This is a genomic window from Fibrobacter sp. (assembly GCA_024399065.1).
In the GTDB taxonomy this organism is placed as follows: Bacteria; Fibrobacterota; Fibrobacteria; order Fibrobacterales; family Fibrobacteraceae; genus Fibrobacter.
In genome coordinates this window covers 65,647-84,999 of sequence record JAKSIB010000003.1, presented here as the reverse complement: position 1 = coordinate 84,999, position 19,353 = coordinate 65,647, and the positions used below count along the sequence as shown (strand labels likewise).

At 40.9% G+C, this 19,353-nt stretch carries 15 protein-coding genes; 4 read left to right on the top strand and 11 right to left on the bottom strand.

What is annotated here, in order from left to right; translation table 11 throughout:
* Positions 1-298: 298 nt before the first annotated feature.
* On the bottom strand, positions 299-913 hold the full coding sequence (locus tag MJZ25_02330) for a DUF1016 N-terminal domain-containing protein (GenBank protein ID MCQ2123002.1): 615 nt from the start codon (positions 911-913) through the stop codon (positions 299-301).
* 353 nt (positions 914-1,266) lie between these two features.
* Here MJZ25_02330 and MJZ25_02325 point away from each other — a divergent pair, with 353 nt between their 5' ends.
* From MJZ25_02325 to MJZ25_02310, 4 genes are all read left to right on the top strand, one after another.
* Positions 1,267-1,449: a hypothetical protein gene (locus MJZ25_02325; GenBank protein ID MCQ2123001.1), complete on the top strand. Its 183-nt coding sequence runs from the start codon at positions 1,267-1,269 to the stop codon at positions 1,447-1,449.
* Positions 1,439-2,041, top strand: a complete 603-nt coding sequence (locus MJZ25_02320; GenBank protein ID MCQ2123000.1) for a GNAT family acetyltransferase — start codon at positions 1,439-1,441, stop codon at positions 2,039-2,041. The genes MJZ25_02325 and MJZ25_02320 overlap by 11 nt, the downstream gene beginning before the upstream one ends.
* A gap of 10 nt (positions 2,042-2,051) precedes the next feature.
* Positions 2,052-2,327, top strand: a complete 276-nt coding sequence (locus tag MJZ25_02315) for a helix-turn-helix domain-containing protein (GenBank protein ID MCQ2122999.1) — start codon at positions 2,052-2,054, stop codon at positions 2,325-2,327.
* A gap of 448 nt (positions 2,328-2,775) precedes the next feature.
* Positions 2,776-3,018 carry a hypothetical protein gene (locus MJZ25_02310; protein ID MCQ2122998.1) on the top strand — a complete coding sequence of 81 codons (243 nt, stop codon included), beginning with the start codon at positions 2,776-2,778 and terminating at the stop codon, positions 3,016-3,018.
* A gap of 190 nt (positions 3,019-3,208) precedes the next feature.
* Here MJZ25_02310 and MJZ25_02305 read toward each other — a convergent pair whose 3' ends face one another.
* The 10 genes from MJZ25_02305 to MJZ25_02260 form a co-directional block, all read right to left on the bottom strand.
* A complete protein-coding gene (locus MJZ25_02305; GenBank protein MCQ2122997.1) occupies positions 3,209-5,113 on the bottom strand; it encodes an LlaJI family restriction endonuclease in 1,905 nt (634 codons plus the stop codon).
* A gap of 45 nt (positions 5,114-5,158) precedes the next feature.
* A complete protein-coding gene (locus MJZ25_02300; protein MCQ2122996.1) occupies positions 5,159-6,604 on the bottom strand; it encodes a putative DNA binding domain-containing protein in 1,446 nt (481 codons plus the stop codon).
* Between the two features lie 205 nt (positions 6,605-6,809).
* Complete coding sequence (locus MJZ25_02295) at positions 6,810-8,852, bottom strand: LlaJI family restriction endonuclease (protein MCQ2122995.1); 2,043 nt, start codon at positions 8,850-8,852, stop codon at positions 6,810-6,812.
* Positions 8,852-9,868 (bottom strand): AAA family ATPase, encoded by a 1,017-nt coding sequence (locus MJZ25_02290; protein MCQ2122994.1) that lies wholly within the window; start codon positions 9,866-9,868, stop codon positions 8,852-8,854. The genes MJZ25_02295 and MJZ25_02290 overlap by 1 nt, the downstream gene beginning before the upstream one ends.
* Before the next feature lie 438 nt (positions 9,869-10,306).
* Entirely contained in the window at positions 10,307-11,293 is a 987-nt protein-coding gene (locus MJZ25_02285; protein ID MCQ2122993.1) for an HNH endonuclease, read from the bottom strand.
* A 1-nt stretch (position 11,294) separates the two neighbouring features.
* Positions 11,295-12,593, bottom strand: a complete 1,299-nt coding sequence (gene dcm / locus MJZ25_02280) for a DNA (cytosine-5-)-methyltransferase (protein ID MCQ2122992.1) — start codon at positions 12,591-12,593, stop codon at positions 11,295-11,297.
* Positions 12,594-12,644: 51 nt separating this feature from the next.
* The gene (locus MJZ25_02275; GenBank protein ID MCQ2122991.1) at positions 12,645-13,706 is read right to left on the bottom strand and encodes a response regulator; all 1,062 of its coding nucleotides are present in this window, start codon (positions 13,704-13,706) and stop codon (positions 12,645-12,647) included.
* On the bottom strand, positions 13,687-15,867 hold the full coding sequence (locus MJZ25_02270) for an ATP-binding protein (GenBank protein ID MCQ2122990.1): 2,181 nt from the start codon (positions 15,865-15,867) through the stop codon (positions 13,687-13,689). Before MJZ25_02270 ends, MJZ25_02275 begins: the two co-directional genes overlap by 20 nt.
* The gene (locus MJZ25_02265) at positions 15,860-17,113 is read right to left on the bottom strand and encodes a DNA cytosine methyltransferase (GenBank protein ID MCQ2122989.1); all 1,254 of its coding nucleotides are present in this window, start codon (positions 17,111-17,113) and stop codon (positions 15,860-15,862) included. Before MJZ25_02265 ends, MJZ25_02270 begins: the two co-directional genes overlap by 8 nt.
* Entirely contained in the window at positions 17,110-19,350 is a 2,241-nt protein-coding gene (locus MJZ25_02260; GenBank protein MCQ2122988.1) for an AIPR family protein, read from the bottom strand. The genes MJZ25_02265 and MJZ25_02260 overlap by 4 nt, the downstream gene beginning before the upstream one ends.
* Positions 19,351-19,353 lie beyond the last annotated feature (3 nt).

Below are 19,353 nucleotides of genomic sequence, written 5' to 3'. Positions count from 1 at the left end.
CGTCTCCTGCCAGCTATCCAACAACATCAACCAGATGGTTAATGAACCTTGCCGCGAATGCACGTACGGACTTTTGCAAGTCTATGTCGACTGTCGCAAGGAGTGATGAATCATGGAATAAATATAATTAAAGATTTTGACAGTAAAGTGTCAAAAACTTTCTTCGGGCGGCCCGGCGCAGAAAGCGCCGTCACGCTCTATTTTATGGGGTTATTACATAGCCCTCATAAAACGGAGCCTCCCCGCCTACCGCATACCAGTAATGCAAAAAGGGCGGATGAGTCTCCGCCCCAAGGGGTCACGATCGTTGGCCGTTGGCTTTGTCGACTGCAGATCTTTTGCCCTCTGGAGTCTGCACCAAACGATAATAATACTGCGAGGCGATATTTCGTTTCAAAGTGCGGTAATCCCACTGCTCGGCGGCAGCCTCCTGCATATACCACAGGCGGGCCTTTTCATCGGCGACACGGATCAGGCATTCGTAATGACTCCAGGACAATTGGATAGGCAAAGCCTGCCCAATTTCATTGTTTTTCAAAAGGGCAGGCAATGCCTGCCCTTTTTCAGACAGCGAATTAACGAACGAAACTGGCAGAGCATGGGACATTCGAGCATTCTTAAAAATCAAATAGAATTTTCGGAAACCTTTCAACGAGGGAACAGAAAACCCCTTCCCGAATTTTTCGGTCAGCGACTCCGACGCCAACTGAATTACATGCTTGCCATAACCCGCACGGGCTTTTCCATGCTGTTCCTGTTCCACGATACGCCAGCCGACAAGCCAGTTGCACGCCACCTGCATAAGGTTCGCCGCACGGAAACTCATGTCGCGAGCGGTGGAAACGATGGTTCCTAAATCATTGACGAACAACTTGTCGTCAGACTTTTTCAAAGCCGAGTTCTCTCTGGGCATAGTATCTCCTTTGGATAAAAAAAAAACACCTGTTTTTCACAGATGTCATAGAGATACTTTTCGTACGTCAGGCAGAATGTTAGCTATTTATAAAACGCTGGCAAGGGTCATTTTGTAATTTATACGTAAAATATCAAGACCCGCCGCAATCATCAATGCCCACCCCTTGCACAGGTAAAAAGTTTTGTGTATCTTTTATGGCGAATGAGTAATCCCCATGCGTGGGGCAAGTAAAACTCTCTGCTTGACGTTCGCGGCACAGAATCAATCTGCACAAGGCCGCAGGGTACCTGGGTAAGCGCTATCTGGACGATCAACGTAGGGCACCAAAGGCACAAAGTCAGGGAGAAATTATGGCAACCTCTAGCATTACGCACAATTTCGTGTTTGACGCCGAAAGCACTCAGCGATTCGCTGACCAGCTCGAAGCCGCCGAACGCGACGCCCAGAAGCAAGAACATGTTTCTTATAAAACGATTAGCACCCGTGAAGAATTCCTTGCCTTTATGAAAAAGGCTGGGGAGAATGGGCGATAATTTCACATCCATAAACATAAACAACTTCATAACCGAACCTAACCCAAATTATGGTGTCAATAAACTACAGGACATCATAAGCAGTTTTTCATGCACCCCAAATGAGGATGTTGAAAAATTTCTTCATAAGAATGCCATTGAATTCACCAAAAAGAAACAATCGGTCACTTACTGTGTTTTGAATGATGTGCACGAAATCGTTGGTTATTACGCACTCACAATAAAGCCTGTAACTTTTAAAAGTTCTTTTTTAAGCAATAACGCAAGAAAAGTTATTGAACGCGTAAGCAAATATGATTCTCAATTAAAGGAGTACTGCGCAAGCGCATACTTAGTTGCTCAACTAGGGAAAAACTTTAACCTGCCAATGGAAAAAAGAATATCTGGCAGTAAACTTCTGGAACATGCAATCGCCTCTATAAGACAAGCCCAAAACCTTGTGGGCGGAACCATCGTATTTCTGGAATGTGAAAACCACCCGAAACTGATGAATTTTTACGAGCAAAATCTTTTTCGACAATTTTCCTCAAGAATCACAGACAACCCAAACACCGAAGGCCTGGTGCTAAACCAGATGTTCAGACTTATTTAAAGGAGGCAATATGTCCGGCGGATATTTTGAGTTTGTCCCATTTGAAGAAACTGCCCTGCATAAAAATACATGCCAAAAATCCACTCCCGGAGAAATGATTGTTGCAGCAAGAGGCCTATGCAATTGGACACAAGCCCAGCTTGCCGAAAAACTGAATGTCGCCGTGCAAAACGTTTCTGAAATGGAACGCGGAAAACGTCCGGTATCCAGGAAAATGGCCGTAAAATTGGGAGAAATATTCGGATGCGCCCCTAGCACATTCTTCGCCTTCCCAGAGAATCTGTAATTCGTTCAAAAAAAATCCCCACCGTGGTCCGCTCTTGTTGCCAAGATCGCGTGGTGGGTACGATTGCCGGGAAGTTTCAGTGAATCCCTCAACTCATATTCCAGGACAAATCGTGTAGGGTCAATAATCCTAATGTCATCCGACTTGTACTTTAGCAACCGATAATCAGTGGTTATAAAATAATCACTTTTTGCAAAAATCGCACACGCTTACAGTCAAGGTCCACAATCAGGGACCACTCATTTTGCAAACAACTGTTGACAAGCCCTTCAAAATGTCAGAATATGGCACGCGAAATTAGGTAGATTATGGGGAATACAAAAAAGGCAAGGACCTGTACGGAATCCCCGGACGTGTATCCTACTTCATCGTACCCATCGGGACCCGCGAAAAGGCAAGCTTCACCGAGTACGACGACAAGAAAGTCTGCGAAAGGGACGCTACACAAATGGAAAAACAGGGAAACGCACACAAGAAAAAGGCAATGCCGAAAGATGACGAAAGCGTCGACGCAAGCGGCTTCGTAGAAACCCTGGTCGGTCTAATGAACGAAATGAAAACAGAACAGGGCTGGCGCCAAAGCGACGGAACCATGCTCTGGGAAAAGCTCAGCGAAGGCGGCTACTACTGCTACGACAAAAACGGCATGAATGCCGTTAAGCGAGTCAAGGAAGCGAAATGGTGTAAGTAAAGACTTGCGCCATAAACACGAAATTAATATATTAAGTATATCGTTAAAAAACATTCGTGTTTTTGTAAGGGCGGCACCTTAAGTGGTCTCGCCCTATTTTTTTACACGGCAATATCAGCAAGGGATTGCACCTGGTTTTTACGGACCAGGGAGCTTTTCATAGGCTTCGTCCTCGTTTTACACAACCGTTTTACTTTATATCATTCACCACTTTCGGTGAATATTCATGGGTAATGTCATTACCCGGATATGCATTTATGGCGTCTTGGTAATAGGATTTATTTCTTCCGGCAACAGTTCTTACATCTTCAATTTCAATCACATAATAAGACTGCGCAGAAAAATCACTCTTTTCTATGCCGCATCCAGCAAGCTTTTCAGCAAGAGCACTTGCATTGCAAATTTGCAACTTCCCAACAATGTTGCCAACAATAACGCCTTCCCCATCTGTGTAGCCAGCAAAAGCTTTGCAATTGATCAAATGCGGATGTACCGGATACACAAATCCGTTTCTTGTATGGTAGAAATAGAATATCATTTTAGAACAGCCGCGATGCAAAAATTCCACATAATCAGGTTTCAAATAACCGACCATGGTTAATTGCTGCGCAGAATAATCCACCCTAACTTCAGCAACCTGCAACAAACTAGGAATTATAGCGTCATAGCTATAGTCCGGAGACTTCTGAATTTCAGCCACACAAAGTTCTAATTCAGCCTTACGATTTTTTCCACCTACGTAGGCTTTCCACAACTCATCCGGATTTACATAAGCCAAGTGAACGGACGGCAAACGATTCAACCCCCATTCCATAAGGGGTTTCATATCCACCGTTCCAAAAGCCTTGATAAAATCAGTTGTTTTCTTTGATGATGGTGCCGGGAATAAAAATGCGTTAAACACATTTTGAATTCCATTCTTAATCAAATACTCAAGAAACGCCTTGTGATAAACAAACTGCTTTACAACATCCTGTACACCGGGATTATTTGAAAGAGCACTCTTTGTCCATTTAGGCAAATAGTATTTTCCATCAAGAATACAAAATGTATTATCTGAAGCCTTGCAAACAATATCGGGAATCAATGTTTCCTTGGAAATTGGATCTTCATTATCTTCAAATTTCCATTCAGGGCAATCGATATACTTTTTAAAGGACTCGTATTCGTTCTTAAACACTTCCCCACAAGCATGTTCCCAGACGAGGTTCAGGGAATTCGTTCCCCAGAGACTGAAGGAATCTTCCTGCTCGTCCGTTTTCTTTTCGGCCACATAGGTGTAGAGGGTCTTGAGAAGCATTTGCTTGCGGGTCACAAACTGCGAAGCAATTTCTCGTTCCAGACGATACTTGATGTAGTCGGGGTCTCCAAAATCATCAAGGTTCGTTTCAGTCAACTGAACAAACGGAACATCATCAAACAATTCCGTCAAGCCAAGATCTTCAAGATACTTGGAACATTCCGTAACAATGCATTCATGGAGTCGCTTGAAGTAGTCAAAGTCATCTGTTTGATTCGCAATCGTCTTCAGCTCTAGATAATACGGACGATTATCCTTGAGGTACGCAAAAGTTTCGTTGATGGTCCTATCCCAATCAATCTCGCCTTCACCATTAGTCTCTATAACTTCCTGATAGTTGGTGTAGATTCCATTCTCGTAATAGTCATGGAGAATATGGAGAACCAAGCCAAGCATATTGAAGGTGCTACGTTCCTCGCCATTATACAAATGGATGGACTGAACCTTGTCATTATGTTTCTGGATTGCCTTAAGGACAGACCTTAATTCTTTTACTAACCCAGATTCATCCTTCGGATCGTCGGGAAAATTATCAATATACTTGGGGTAGCATTTCAGAACACAATTTTCTGTATAGACCACACCCACATAATTCATTACATAGGCGATATCAGAATTTTCAGCAATATCTTCGGAAATGACTTCGCTTTCTTCAGTAAGTCGATCCAGATCAAAGGTTTTTCTATTAACGGCCTTAGCAACACCGGAACGTTTAAGAGCCGAAACCACCTCCTTGGCGGAATCCATGTTCAAGCCAAGAACACTCCTAAACGCCTCCAAGGAGTAAGGGTACATTTCTCTAAAGTAGGCTGATTTCGGAGTCTCTGGCATTTTTAGTTTCTAACCTTCGCTTACAATTTCCCAATGACCATTCTTATCGGCACCGACACGTTTAATCAAGCCCAATTTTTCAAGAGTACGCAAATTGACTCGAATCGTTTCTCTCTTCTTTCCCATCTTACCCGCAAAATCATCATAGGTTGAAGATGGATATTCAACAACCAAAGCAAACAATTCGTTCTGCGTTTTATTTAGAGAAGGATTTACAGGCAGATTTACAGGCAGATTTACAGGCAGATTTTCTGGCGACAGCTCCGGACTTTTGCCATCCAATTTCCATTTCGAGGCAACGGCGTTGTACTTGTCACTGGCGAAACATTCCACCGTCACCCCACCAGAAGCCTTAACTTTCGGCAGCTTGGAATTTGTCTCAGTACAAGCCTGTTCAATGTTGTAATAGCCACGACCCCAGCGCTCCACATAGCCACTCATAAAGAAAATGTTTGCTATTCCAGGATTTCGCGGTTTAGACACATGTTTCTTGAACAAATCTCTTACACGGACTTCCTGCGGCATGGAGCCGGGATTCCACATCCAAATGCTATCGGCGTAAATTTTGATTTGGATTGGAGTCGGGTCCATGTAATCCTTATGGACAACGGCATTCAGCAGGAGTTCCCTAAAGGCGTCCGGCGGGAAAAAGAAAAACTCCTGACGATGGATTCCCTCATAAGTAATGAGCGCTTTCATGTACTTGGAGAAAATTAAATCCATAGCCTTTTCAACTTGAGTCAACAAGGGCCCATGAATTTCATCCTGAAAAAGTATGTCCGCTTCCGTGGCAAAATATGCAATCTTGATATAAGACCCTGGCACCCACTTTTCAGGATCAGGATGGAAGCACATCATTGCCGTTCGGGTCAAATAATCGCCCTCGACACAACGAAGATTCTGCATCAGATTCTGTATGGAAATCTTTGCGGCTTTTTCATCGAGTCGGCGAGATTCTACAGCCCTTTTCTTGAAAAGTTTGATTGCGTCGGAGTCTAAACTTTTCGTTGAAATTCCAGGAACCGGGATCGAATCCCATGTACGCCCCTGCGAGAACAAAATCAGCTTGTTAACTTCTACACCACTTAATTCCTGCGTAGTTGAACCGGAACGCTTATAGTATTTGCCCTTGTAACTGATTGGCATCGGGTATTTTTCCACCTTGATTTCAAGATAATCCAAATTACCTTCAGTCAATAGATTAACATCGCAAACAATGCCCATGGTATTGCGGATCTTGTTAGGGATATCCTCACTTTTCTTGTGAATGTCCTTGACACCACAAACATTGCCCTTATCATCAACACCAATGAATAGAGAGCCACCTTCGGTATTCGCGAAGGCACAAATCCATTTAAGGTATTCGTCTTGCCAGGATTCCTTGAACTCTACGTTCTGGCTTTCTTCTTTGTTAAGATTAATACCGCTTTTTAAAAGCAGTTTTCGACTGGGCATAGTATCTCCTTGAAAAAGAAAAACATCTGTTTTTCACAGATGCCTTAGAGATACTTTTTCGTACGTCAGGCTGAATAATAGCTAATGACTAAATATTGGCAAGGGTCATATTGTAATTTATACGTAAAAAAGACCCACCGTGGTCCGCTCTTATCGCTAAGATCGCGTGGTGGGTACTATCGTTATTAATATACGTTTACAGAAATTATTTGTCAAGGCGTTGTTTACACGGCAAGAAATAGCAATCTACAGCGTCATATTCACCTTTGTGCGAGTATTCAGGAATCACGCCACCATTGAGCAAAACTTCGTGTTTAACAGTTTGGCCATCTTGCGATTTCACGACAAGTTTCTTTGGCAGAGTCGTATTGTTCAAGACTCTTTCCTCAAAGATTTCCTTCTTCAAATAGAAGCCGTTATCTCGATCGCTCCATCGGCCATCATCAGCTTCGCGAACTTCAAGACAATTCACATCAGAGCCGTCAATAAATTTTTCCACCGCGACCCACATTAAATCTGCAACTTTTTTGACGTCTGCCAGAATCTCTGGATTTTTGTCAGCGCCCTTTTCAAGAGCCAATATAATAAAGTTATCCGATTCATCCCTACGGAACATCTTACCTTGAAGTTTCCGGAAATTATTCGTCACAAAATTATCTAGAGATTCTTTTCGGGGATACAAAGCCCAGAAAACATACTTCTCATCCAGCAGCTTCAGGAAGTTCTTTCGGAATTTTTCGCGGGCGGTGTGCTTGAATTCGGTGCGGAGGCTGGAGCTCTTGGCGGAAAAGGCCTTGAGAACGTAGAGGAAGTTGACGTTGTAAACCTGGAGCAAAAGGGTGTCGCGATCGAAGAGTCGGTTTTCAAAGTGACGGTTTCGCTCATTCCACAAATCGGCATCATCTTTTCTGATAGCACCGACAGCAGCGGGCATCTCGAAAATTTTATCCGCAGGCACCTCACCACGAATAAAGAAGTTGGGCGTTACGGAATAGCCTTCCGTTAGGGAATCGCGATATCGGAGGCCCTGATAATCCTTACTATCGCCCTTATAGTTCAGCAAGTCGGAAATATTGTACTGAATGATATTGCGCGCATAAGTAAATTGCTTATAAACGGATTCTCCAACAATATCGTTCTTGTCACTATAATACTTACTGTCACCAATGAACCAAATCTTCTGGGATTCATCAGCAAAAACCAATTGCTGATCCCTGTAAAGATGGTCAACTTCCTTGCCGTCCTTCTGGTTCTTGAGATAAGCCATTTGAGATGGCAAGTCATCGCCAACCAGCTTGTCGATCATGTGTTCGAATACATTGTTGTACTTGCTGGTGAGCAGGTATTCGCTGCCGAAGCCGCATGCGCTAAAGTTGCCGCCCCATTCGAAGAAGGCCTTCATGATATTGTAGAGGCGGAGGAACTTGTCGGCAAAGTACTTGTGCTTGATACGGCGAAGCTCCATGATGCCGCGGTGGCCCAGCAGGCGGCGGAACTCGTTCACCCGCATGGGGGCGTAGAATTCCGACTTGGGCATCTTGAAACCAAAGGTTTCCTCGATGTAATTCATTGCGGAGAAGAACAGCACAATCAGACGGTCATCCAGATCGAAAACCTTCTTCTTGTTCACCAGTTCCATATAAATCGGTGTCGTCGCAGAACCAACCCCCCGCAAGAACGGAGCCTTCCGCATGGTCCTGCGCCAATCTATGCGGTTGTTGCCACTATGCACATTCTTGCTCACGAATACAAAGAGACTCTTGTTCTCCTCGTAAAAACGCTCCATGGCGTTCTTCACATCGATCAGCGTGGGGCAAGCCTTGTCTGTACTGAAGCCACGGGCGGTTGGAGCCTCCATGCTCTTGTCGCCAGGAAAGGCCTCGCGATATTTTCCAATGGAAGAACATACCCACAAAGAAAGGTTGGCCAAGAAATCCTTGTGATCTCCGTTCAGCTCAAAATTTTTATCATGAGGAACATCCTGCCCAAAAGCAGAAACTTTAGCCGCATCATTCTGAGCCGAAGAATCCAAAAACACCTTAGGCAGAACAAATACAATCCTGTCACCCGCCTTGTCATCCCGGCCTCCGAGTCGGGATCCATTGAACAAATACCCTACACCATCCAGCTTACCATCGCGAGTCACGAAGCCGTTAGGCAAATCCTTAAAACGGCCCTCCTTATCTAAAGGCAGGACAGATTTCAGATACTCTATGGAGTAAGGGAACTGTTCAAAAAGGAAAATCACTAGATGGCTTCAACTTTCAGGTTTTCCATGACCTTCTTAAGAATCTCGATTGTATCGGCCTTGTTCTTAAACAGGTTCTGGAACGTGACCGCAGACTTTTTGCCATTTGCAAAAGTCCAGTCGAAATGGAATACATTTTTTCTATCGACCTCGTCCTTATACACGGAATCCCACAAGTAGAACATCACCTTGGAAAGGAACATGTCTTGGTCAATCTCATGGTCCTTGGGCTTCACGAAGAACTCACCCATCTGCTTGTCTTCACTCTGGGAGACATCGTAAATATCGTCGTTCACTTTTTCTAGGAAGTCGAGCCAGCTGTAACAGGTTTCATCGTCAAGCTTTATCACAAACTTGTCGGCATCCCAACAATCGCCACAGTCGGCATCCTTGGCGTACTTGATAGGCACATATTCCCAGTCAAAGCGGCGCTTGAAGGCACTGTCCATAGGGAACAAAGACTGGTCGCTAGTATTCATGGTTGCGAGAATGTTGAAGTTGGGCGGGAGCTTAATTTTTACGCATCCATTTTCGTCATATTCGTGGTTAGGGACCTTAGCTTCATCAACAAGCCATTGTCCAAAATCGGCATCCACATTAATAGGATATTCTGATTCACCGTTCTTACGATCAAGCAACTGGAACAAGTCGCCAAAAATCTGCGCGCAGTTACCACGATTGATTTCTTCAATTACGAGACAAACTGGCTGATTCAAATTTTTCCATGCAGCCGCATAAGCCTTTGCAAAAACCTGTGGAACGAAGGAATAGGTAATAGAAGAGCCATCTTTCTTAGGCTTATAGGATCCAACAAACTGAGCATAATCATAGTCAGGATGGAATGTGGTGCGGAATGTTATCGTATTATCTTTCGGTGTAATCAGGTTTACCTTATGAGACTTTCCTGTTCCGGGAGCACCGAAGAAAATTTTTTGAGACACCGAAAAATCAACATTCACACAACTACTCTTTTCCTGATTTATAACTTCGTCTTCGTTTATTTCACCTTTTTTCACCTCGTGAAATTCAAATAATTCATCATTCTTTAGAACTTTATAATAAGAATCCTCATTCTTGTTGTAATAGCACAGTTTCAAAAAAAAGTTTAGATCATCCAACGTTAATTGATATTCACCTTCAGAATTCCACTGACTGCTCAAAAAGACCTGTTCGCCTTTAAATGAAAAAGGTTTTTCAAACCAACGAGGCGCTCTACGCCTATTTCGTTCTTGTACAGAATAAAGAGAACTTTTTAGAAAAAGCCCTGTAAGTCGATGGCCACTGTTTACAGCATTGAGCTGTATTATAGTCTCACCCGGCATACCTGTTTTTGGAATAGATTCTTTTGAATATGTTTCAAACGATTTAAATTCATCTTTTTCGTACAAAAAAGAAAAAATATCCAGCACTAGTGACGAAAAAGTCTTGTTTTGGGGCAAAAGTCGCTTCATAAATCATCCTCTAAAGACACATTTTCTATGATACTCTAAATATTCAATTCTCTTTTCATCTATGGGGAGCATCTGAATGTACATATCATTTTTTAAACCAATTCGTTGAACGTTTTTAGGGGTCAACCATTGCGACACCCAAAGTTTTTTATCATCTGTAAATGTGATAAAGCCTTGATCAAAAAGACGATCGTACAATGGAGAAAGCATAAATCCATTCTTTGGGTCAATACGTTCTTTCTCATCACAAACGGCCCACGGTTTGATATGACTAGCAATTAGCAAACGTTCATCATTAATCATCGTTATTGGACAGAACGGACATTCTTCAAGCAAAGCATTACGATACTTTTCCTGACCAATTCTTCCCTTGTTAGAATCCTTTTCTGTAGCGTCATACTTAGCCGTCTTTTCATGCACCGAATCAACCTTTTTACCGTAATTCAGAACCAAAGGACCATTTTTCTTCATTTCTATGGCATCAAAATCAACAAAAAGCTTCAAATAAAAACGGGAAGTTCCATCAAGAGCTTCCACACGCATTGCCGAGATATAACTAACTAAGGGTAAAGACAATTCCCTTATCAAATAATAACCCTCATCGCCAGAATTTACGTAACCACGTGAGCCACCTATTTGATTTTGATCCTGGATCGAAAAACTTATTACATCTGGAAGTGAATCCACTTTCTTCCGACGTTCTTGCCATAATGAAGCAAAAGAATCTTTTCCGCTATAGTCATAAGAAGGATTAAGATATTCAGCCTTAATCGTATCCATATAGGCAATGAGGTCACTCTTGAGCAGGAAACAGCTTGCAGAAAACCCTTCCTCACCAAAAAAATTTCTCATCGAAATTTTAGAACCGAAATACAATTTCGCTTCACCATTTCCAGAACCAATTTTATTCTTTCGCAAAACAAAACAGTCTGGAATGGTAATGACACTGTCATAGACATCTGCAAAAGTATACTTTCCAGCAATAAGCATTTTATACTCCGTATTTAGTGATGTCCATCTGCTTAAGGATCGCGATTAAAACATCAACAACAATGCTATTTCCCGCTTGTTGATATGCAGCCGTATCGGAGACAACGATTTTAAAAGAATCCTTAAATCCCATTAGGCGCAGGCATTCTCTAGGCGTCAGCTTACGAATACGCCCCTTATGGGTTACATAGTTATCGACTCCAGCACGATGCATCTTATGCATAGAATGCAAAAGCGGTCGTGCAACTTCCAAATCGGTCTTTGTAGATGTTTTAAAGTTCTTTGTACCACCCGCTAAAACATACTTGGCCACTTTTTCTGACAGATAATACTTTTCTTCGACATCCTTAACATCAAAGATGAATTCATCGAAAGCCTCATTGCTGGGAGTATCCTTCGAATCAGGATGATACACAAAATCACCATGCCAATTGAACTGTTGATTTCTTTTTTGGCAAAGTGCTACGTCACCATTAATTTGAGTATAGCATTTTTCTCTATTCTTATGGCTAGTGACGAATTTAATTCCCTTTTCCTTCAAGAAATACTTGGAATCAATGTAATCCTCCAAAAAATCATACATCGTATATTCAAGCGGAATAGGTGCGGGAAATTCAAAATCCACCTCTTTCTTAAAGCCCAAACAATATACGCGTTCACGATGTTGAGGAATACCATAATCCTTACTATTCAAAACACGGAAGTAAACAGTATAACCGAGCTCCTCAAAAATATCATGCATCACATGCCATGTACGGCCATTGTCATGATTTAACAAACCCTTAACATTCTCAAACAAAAATACCTTAGGAGACGTTTCTTTAACGACTCTTGCAAACTCATAGAACAGTGTTCCGCGAGCATCTTCAAAGCCGAGCCTCTTTCCAACCATTGAGAAAGCTTGGCAAGGTGCACCACCGATGATAAAATCAACTTTACCAGCGTACGGTTTGGCATCAAAATTACGGATATCTGTAAACCAATCTTTTTCCGCTATATCGTAATTTGCGAAATAACTTGTTTTACATTTCGGTTCAATATCACCAGCAAACGCAATCTTATGCTTCAATCCCAATCTTTGAAACGCATGTTCTATAGCGCCAATGCCACTAAACATGGTTCCAATACGAACCGTCTTTTGAGGCTTGGAAAATTCCGCTGAGCGCCAGGTTTCTTCTGTACTAAGCGGAGTCTGGGGAATATCACGTTCCTCCAAGTTCTCTACACGTTTTTTGATAATTTTTCTAACGTGAGAAATCTTCTTATTCGTTTCTTGAATGTCTTTTTTTACATTTGCCATAACAAAAATCTATTTATTATTCCGAGACAAATCCTGTCAAATTCAGAATTTTTATTGCTCATGAGCTTTCATTTCATCTATAATTTCCATAACATTCAAATCAGGCTGTCCCTGTCTTGCATAGTATGAAGAAAATCTAGATAATATATTTTTCATAAATACCGGAGATATGCGAACACCAGCAATTGTAAATTTTTCAAAAAAATCTGAATAAGGCGCAGAAGACACCATGGTAAAGTTTATAACGCCTCCTTCATAATCAATGGTTCTGGGCATCCAATGACTTAAGTTCTTTTTATTCTCTATATATGGTTCTATTTTTTCTTTTTTCGAATTAGACAACACAGACTGGTCTCCGTCAAATTTATATTCAACGCCATAGTCTTTTACGCTCTCAATCTTACATAAAGTTATTGTGTTAACATTTATCCGGCCCGAGCTTCTAACAACAAGATCGCATGACGGGGATAGAACAACATAGTTTGTTTTTGTAGAATCTTTGGCCTTTACAATGGAACCCGTATACAAGCATTCCTGTTTCGAGGGAATGTAAAATTCCTCAGCATAAGATTTTTCATTCGGATCATGGATATCAGACTCAAATCGATTCAACAAGCTTCGCAGAAGTGATCTCTTGACCCGTTCTTTATCCAAAGCGGCTCTGTTCATCCATAATTCTGAATTTTTTACAAAAGAATCTTTGTAAAATAATTGTATTTGCGTTTCTATTTCTCCCCGCAGTCCAATAATTTCGGTAATACCTGTTTCAAAAATGCGCAGTAAGTAATTTAAAATTTCCGCATAATCCACTTCAGATCTTTTATATACTTTTAACGCATTCAAATTGGGATTAACATCATCGGGGGTTCCAGTATGTATAACAGTCGGAATTTTCAGACCCAGTTTCTGCATAGAAGAAATAAATTCATTACCATCAGAATTCTCATCTAGTCTAAGATCAACAATGGCAACATCAAAATCTTCCTTCAGCAAAGATATTGCATCCTTTGCTGTTTTAGCAGAAATTATGCTAATATCTTCACAAACGTCTTGCGCAACCTCAATGAACGTTGCTACACAATCATCATCATCTTCAACCAAAAGAACTTTCATCCTGCACCTCCTTATCCTTTCTATCTAATCTAAAATAGGCCCCTTCCATCGATGAAAGAGCTTTTAACTCAAAACCACATCGCCTTGCAGCTTCACCGGCAACACTCAAGCCTAAACCAGTACCTTTTGGCTTTGTTGAAAAATCAGGTTCAAAAATAACTTCCGATTCAATTAAAGAGTCCTCTATTCCTGGACCAGAATCTCTGTAATCAATATGTTCCACCTGATTATCTTCAACAAATATCTCAACAACGATCTTCTTTATTTCCGATCGCTTTTCATTCATCCAAAAAATACTGTTTTCAATCAGATTCGTAAATATGCTATACACATCCTGTTCGTAACAAAGCAACCGAACATCAGATTCTACATTACAATAGACATTCCACTCAACATCATTTAGCTCGGACGAAAAAACCGAAAAGACAGATTTTAAACACGATTCTAACGAAATCGATGATTTCGAGAATCGCTTGCCAACAGCCAAAGGATCTATTTTTTTAAACAACTGCACTAAAACATCCGTATTCGTTGCAAATGAATTCATCTTTTCATACACCTTAGGCAATTTCGAATAATCTCCGCCAAGGTATTGATCATAGCAGTTCTTAAATAATGGGACTTGATTTTTAAAGAATGCAAGAGGTTTACGACCTTCATGCAAAACAATATTGACTATTTTACCTAAAGTCGCTTGCCCCTGATAAATCGCAATTGTTTCACGCAGAGAATCCGCAATTTTGTTCTTTTCTATTTCAGATTCGTCAATAACCTGCATAATGTTTTGAGAAACATTCCCTGCAACATTTCCCGTATCCAAAACATTTTGCATTTTCTTTTTTAAGGAAGAAAAAGAGAACAGTTTCTCAAATTCAGATTCAACCTTCAAGGTTTTTCTGCTTAATCCAGCCTTACTTCTATAGATAAATCGCCTAGTTTCCAACTCATTAATAACGCTCTGAGTTAACCTTACCAGGGACTTGTACGCAGCATTCTCTTTTAACCCATCACGTGCACTTTTTTCAACAAGACAAGATTTCTCTTCACTTTCTATTTTAACAAAACCAATTACCTGATCCGAACCAATTTTTTGGGACGGATTTTGCACCCTACTTTTATTCAACTCAAGCCAATCAAAATCAGGATCACCCAAAGGTCGAATTCTAAATCCATTTCTATAAACACCAATGCCATTATTTTCATTCAACAGGCGTCTTGCTTCGAGTTTGCCTACATAAGCTCCACCACCGTCTTTCAAGCCTCTTTTTATTAAGTCTTCTATTGCTTCTTTTTCTCTATCGAAAGCCCTTATATCAAACACGACGTCGCCACAATTCGTCGGGCCACCAAAATTAAAGCTTATTTTCTCCGGCACAGAATTGCGTAACTTTTGCATTTCATATACAAGGATTCCCGAACCATCCGCATTCACACACCCAGCAATTTTATAATCAAATAAGCCAAATAATGGAAAAGCTTCTATTTTTTCATTGACCACATCGTTTTCACCAAACCCAGCGATGTTTAAAATGATTTCAAACTCCACGTCAGAAGACTGCTTCGTGTCATCTATAGGCGTCATCAATTTTTTTAGTTCTTTTTTCAACCGTTTGAACTGATCTAAAGTCCATTCCTCCAAAGAGATACTATTACCTTTAATCGTCAGAACAGTTCCACTATCGCCATCATTTTTCTCTGTTTCAATCAGGATATCCACATCAGAAAGATAATCTGCATGCAAGAAATCCTCCCAATTAACAAGAAGACTCGTCTTTTCATGACACTCTTGCGAAATCGTTTCTAAGAAAAGTTCCTCTCCCAATATTGCAGACGCATAACGACCTATGCCTTTTCTCCCCTGCAAAATACGACCCTTAGGACTGAGTTTTCTTTGTTCTTTATCATTAGTAGATGGGACCATCCATTTGGACGTAACAACATCCCTTGTCATTCCATGGCCATTATCTTCTATAACAATTTCAAGCTTGTCCGTTTTTTTAAAGGACAAAACAACATGTGTTGCATCTGCATCATACGCATTTTTCACCAATTCAACAACAGCCGCATACGGATCCTGAATCAAATCACGTCCAATTGTAAATATATGTCGTCCTGCCGGACGAATTTTGAATGCACCACTAGTTATCATTTCTTCACTCATCCCAAACCTCTCTTAATTTTGCAGCAATTTTTTGAGCCAACAGGACAGGCACTGCATTTCCAATCTGTTTAAAAGCATCGGTGCGACTTGGCTTTCCAGAAGCACTTTCAAAGAAATAATCATCCGGGAAAGTCTGCAATCGGGCAGCTTCTCTCGGCGTAATAGAACGGTTCTGTTCTATATCTGGATGGATATAATAATGACCATCTTTGCAAATATGCGCAACAATTGTTTGCGAAGCTGATTCTGTTTCAGCGACAACCTTAAATCTGTCTAAGAATGTTTTCTGATTTGCGTGAGTCTTCAACTCTTCAGGCAATTGACTATAATCGAGCCTTTTTCTTTCATGATTCCACAAATCAACAACGCGTCTGTATATTTCAAGGTCTCTATCGCAATTAGGACGAGCATAGTGAAAGGTTACGGGATATGTGGACAATACTCCAAATTCTTCCAACCATTGGCTATGACGTCCCACAGTTAAAGGATGCCCGTATACATCACCTTCTCCAGCATGCAGCGAAGCCAAACCTGAAAATACCGCTTTAACAGTATACTGATGTTCAACCGGATCCGGTTCTGGATACTGAAAATCTTCATCTGTTTTCTTCCCAATCAAAATTATGCGTTTGCGTTTTTGCAAAACACCATAATTGTCAGCGGAAAGCACTCTGTAATCTACACGATAACCAATTTCCTGAAACTTCCGCTGCATTAGATCAAAATAGAGAGTACCGTTTTCATCTTTAGCACTCAACAATCCAAGTACGTTTTCAAAAACAAAATACTTAGGCTGATACCTTTCAAGGAACTTAGCATAATATTGAAAAAGGTAATTTCTGTGATCGTCACGCATCCCATTCGGATCACGAGCACGTCCAACTAAAGAGTAAGCCTGGCATGGAGGTCCACCAACGACCAAATCAATATCTTCATCTCCCTTCAACGCATCTATTTTTTCAAAAATGGACGCAATTGTATCCTCCCCAATTTCCTTATTTATCACAGAATCGAGGACATTTTGAGGAACATGGGAATAGAGATCATCTCGAGTAATTTCGCCCCTTAAATATTGTGCGTAAATCTCTCTTTGACCAAAATCTTCTAAATAATGAAAAGCAGCCCTTGTTTTTAGTGTATAACTTGCAGCATCCCACAACTCAACGTGAGCAACAGGCTCAAAACCTTCCCGAACAAAGCCTTCGGAAAGACCACCTGCGCCAGCGAAAAGATCAAGAAATTTCATCGTATCTTTACGCCTAAAGATACTAACTTTTCCTTAACCGAGTAACAGTCATTCATCATAGACTGTACATTCACCGGTACAGTATTCGTTTTGGGTAAAATTCCCTTCTGAATAAAAGATACAGCCTTAAGTAAACTTGTTTTTTCTGCATTCGTACCAACTTTATGGACTTCAGCCAACTGAAGAATCGCGTTCCAATATTTTGGAGTGAGTTTCATAAAGTCTACCAATGATTGAAGATTATTTGTATTTCTTTGATTCCTTTGGGCAGTTTTCTGCTGTTCATCCACCATTTCCTGAGGAATCAGTTCATCTAGGAACCATTGACCCAAAGTATAAGGTTTTTCCTTAAATTTTTCCCAAGTCAAAGGCTTCTTGCAGTATTCAGAAACAATCACACCATTGCTATCGTTAATGAAGTCATTAGCAAATTTTGTTGCTCGGGCAATTTCCTTCATAAAGCCAGGGCCGATCTTTTGCATCTTCCAAATTTTTTCCCAGTCGATACTCAACTCACTGGGAATACAGCTGAGGATTTTCGCAATAGCATAAGGAACGATATCCATCTTAAAACCACCAGCAGTGTACCAAAAGTCCGATGGATTCTTGGCACAGTTCTTGTGTTCTTCCAGATAGTTATCCACCGACCTAAAAATAATGGCAGATGCAATGCTCTTATGGTAGAAGAATTCATTGAACAAATCCTTATTCTTGCCAAAGACTTCGCGGATGTTCTGGTTGAATTCCTTGATTACATAATTTTTACCCTTAGCCACAATATGGGGTTTCTGTGCCATAGTGGTCAAGTAAACTGCAAGCTGCTCTTTGGTAATGATCTGTTCCTTTGGGAACTTTGCCAAGAATCGATTTAAACTATCACCCTTAAGTTTGAGCTGTTCCTGCTTGTATTTTTTTCGTGCACGTTCATAGTACCAAGCCGTAGGAATAGAGTACTTCACTGCCGGTGCAAGATAGCTCTTGGACATTTTTTCCATTTTAATATGGAAAGGATCATTAGAGAACAGGTCTGCAGCCGTTACCTTATTTTGACTATTCGCATACTTCGCTATATCCTGAACCATTTTATCGTAATAGCGAATGCCATCAATCTCAGTTTCTCGATCTTCAATGACAGTAAGCTTCATAGGCACAAATATGCCCTCAAGATCCACATTTGTCTTTTTAAGAACGGACTCTGCTAAAGACGCCGTAGTCTGGCCTCCATTGATAATCTGCAGGTCTTCAATTTCGGTAATATATAACTGGTTTTCAGACTTTACAAATTCAATGTTAGAAGCCGTAGCGGCAATACCATTATTATACGTAAAGAAGTTTTGCGGTTCATTGTTAATGGTCTTGCGTATGCCACTATTCACGCTCTTAGAGCCCGAAGTTCCAAGGAATGCACGGACATTACCTTCCAAAATTTTACTGCCGTGATCTATATAAATATCTGCAAGAAGCTTACCTGGAATAATTGCAATATAGGCTTGGTAGCCCAAGTCATCACCAATATTCCCCTTGATGCAAGGAATACCCTCTACCTTGTAGTCTTCCTCAAAATTGATTGTTACAACCTCGGAAAGATTTTGTTCTTCTTGTTCATAAAATCGTTCAAGATGCCAAAGATTTATTTCAAGAGGTTTCCCATCGAAATCTTCTTTCTTAATCTTTTTGGTGGTCTTTGCAGGCTTACGGCTTTTAGTCTTCCGTTTTGAGGTTTCAAGTAAATTCTGTTTTAGGAGTTTTGTGTCGAGTTCCTTATTCGTCAGAATAACAAACTTTATTTTAAGGATGTTTGTTGCGTCATTTATATCATCCACTTTCAAACGTTCGCGAACCAACGAAGCAACCTGTAACATTTCATCGGAATCATCAAAATACTCCGACATTTTACCATGACAAGTTTCATCAAGAAAGTTATAGAGTCGCCAGTAAAGTTCATCAACCCTACTCATGGTCAAATTTGAAACATCAAAGGAATCTTCAAAATCGCTAATGAATAAGATCAAACTGTGATCCGTTTCATCGATGCAATAACCATCCAAGTGAATCTTTCTGCCTTTCGAAACAATCTTATCGCCACTACGAATTCGCTGGGGAGCTTGAATTTCATCATATTCGCAAAGAATATCTAACGCCTTGTTGATGAAGGCATCTTCTGTATCGGTTCCGTCGATGGCAGACTCATTGCGAAGGTTTTGAAGAAAGTTCTTGCGATATTCTTGGTAGGTCATAAG

Bases quoted from the DNA above. Each gene is read 5' to 3' on its own strand.
- MJZ25_02330 (MCQ2123002.1), bottom strand. From the start codon at position 913: ATGCCCAGAGAGAACTCGGCTTTGAAAAAGTCTGACGACAAGTTGTTC.
- MJZ25_02325 (MCQ2123001.1), top strand. From the start codon at position 1,267: ATGGCAACCTCTAGCATTACGCACAATTTCGTGTTTGACGCCGAAAGC.
- MJZ25_02320 (MCQ2123000.1), top strand. From the start codon at position 1,439: ATGGGCGATAATTTCACATCCATAAACATAAACAACTTCATAACCGAA.
- MJZ25_02315 (MCQ2122999.1), top strand. From the start codon at position 2,052: ATGTCCGGCGGATATTTTGAGTTTGTCCCATTTGAAGAAACTGCCCTG.
- MJZ25_02310 (MCQ2122998.1), top strand. From the start codon at position 2,776: ATGGAAAAACAGGGAAACGCACACAAGAAAAAGGCAATGCCGAAAGAT.
- MJZ25_02305 (MCQ2122997.1), bottom strand. From the start codon at position 5,113: ATGTACCCTTACTCCTTGGAGGCGTTTAGGAGTGTTCTTGGCTTGAAC.
- MJZ25_02300 (MCQ2122996.1), bottom strand. From the start codon at position 6,604: ATGCCCAGTCGAAAACTGCTTTTAAAAAGCGGTATTAATCTTAACAAA.
- MJZ25_02285 (MCQ2122993.1), bottom strand. From the start codon at position 11,293: ATGCTTATTGCTGGAAAGTATACTTTTGCAGATGTCTATGACAGTGTC.
- dcm (MCQ2122992.1), bottom strand. From the start codon at position 12,593: ATGGCAAATGTAAAAAAAGACATTCAAGAAACGAATAAGAAGATTTCT.
- MJZ25_02275 (MCQ2122991.1), bottom strand. From the start codon at position 13,706: ATGAAAGTTCTTTTGGTTGAAGATGATGATGATTGTGTAGCAACGTTC.
- MJZ25_02270 (MCQ2122990.1), bottom strand. From the start codon at position 15,867: ATGAGTGAAGAAATGATAACTAGTGGTGCATTCAAAATTCGTCCGGCA.
- MJZ25_02265 (MCQ2122989.1), bottom strand. From the start codon at position 17,113: ATGAAATTTCTTGATCTTTTCGCTGGCGCAGGTGGTCTTTCCGAAGGC.
- MJZ25_02260 (MCQ2122988.1), bottom strand. From the start codon at position 19,350: ATGACCTACCAAGAATATCGCAAGAACTTTCTTCAAAACCTTCGCAAT.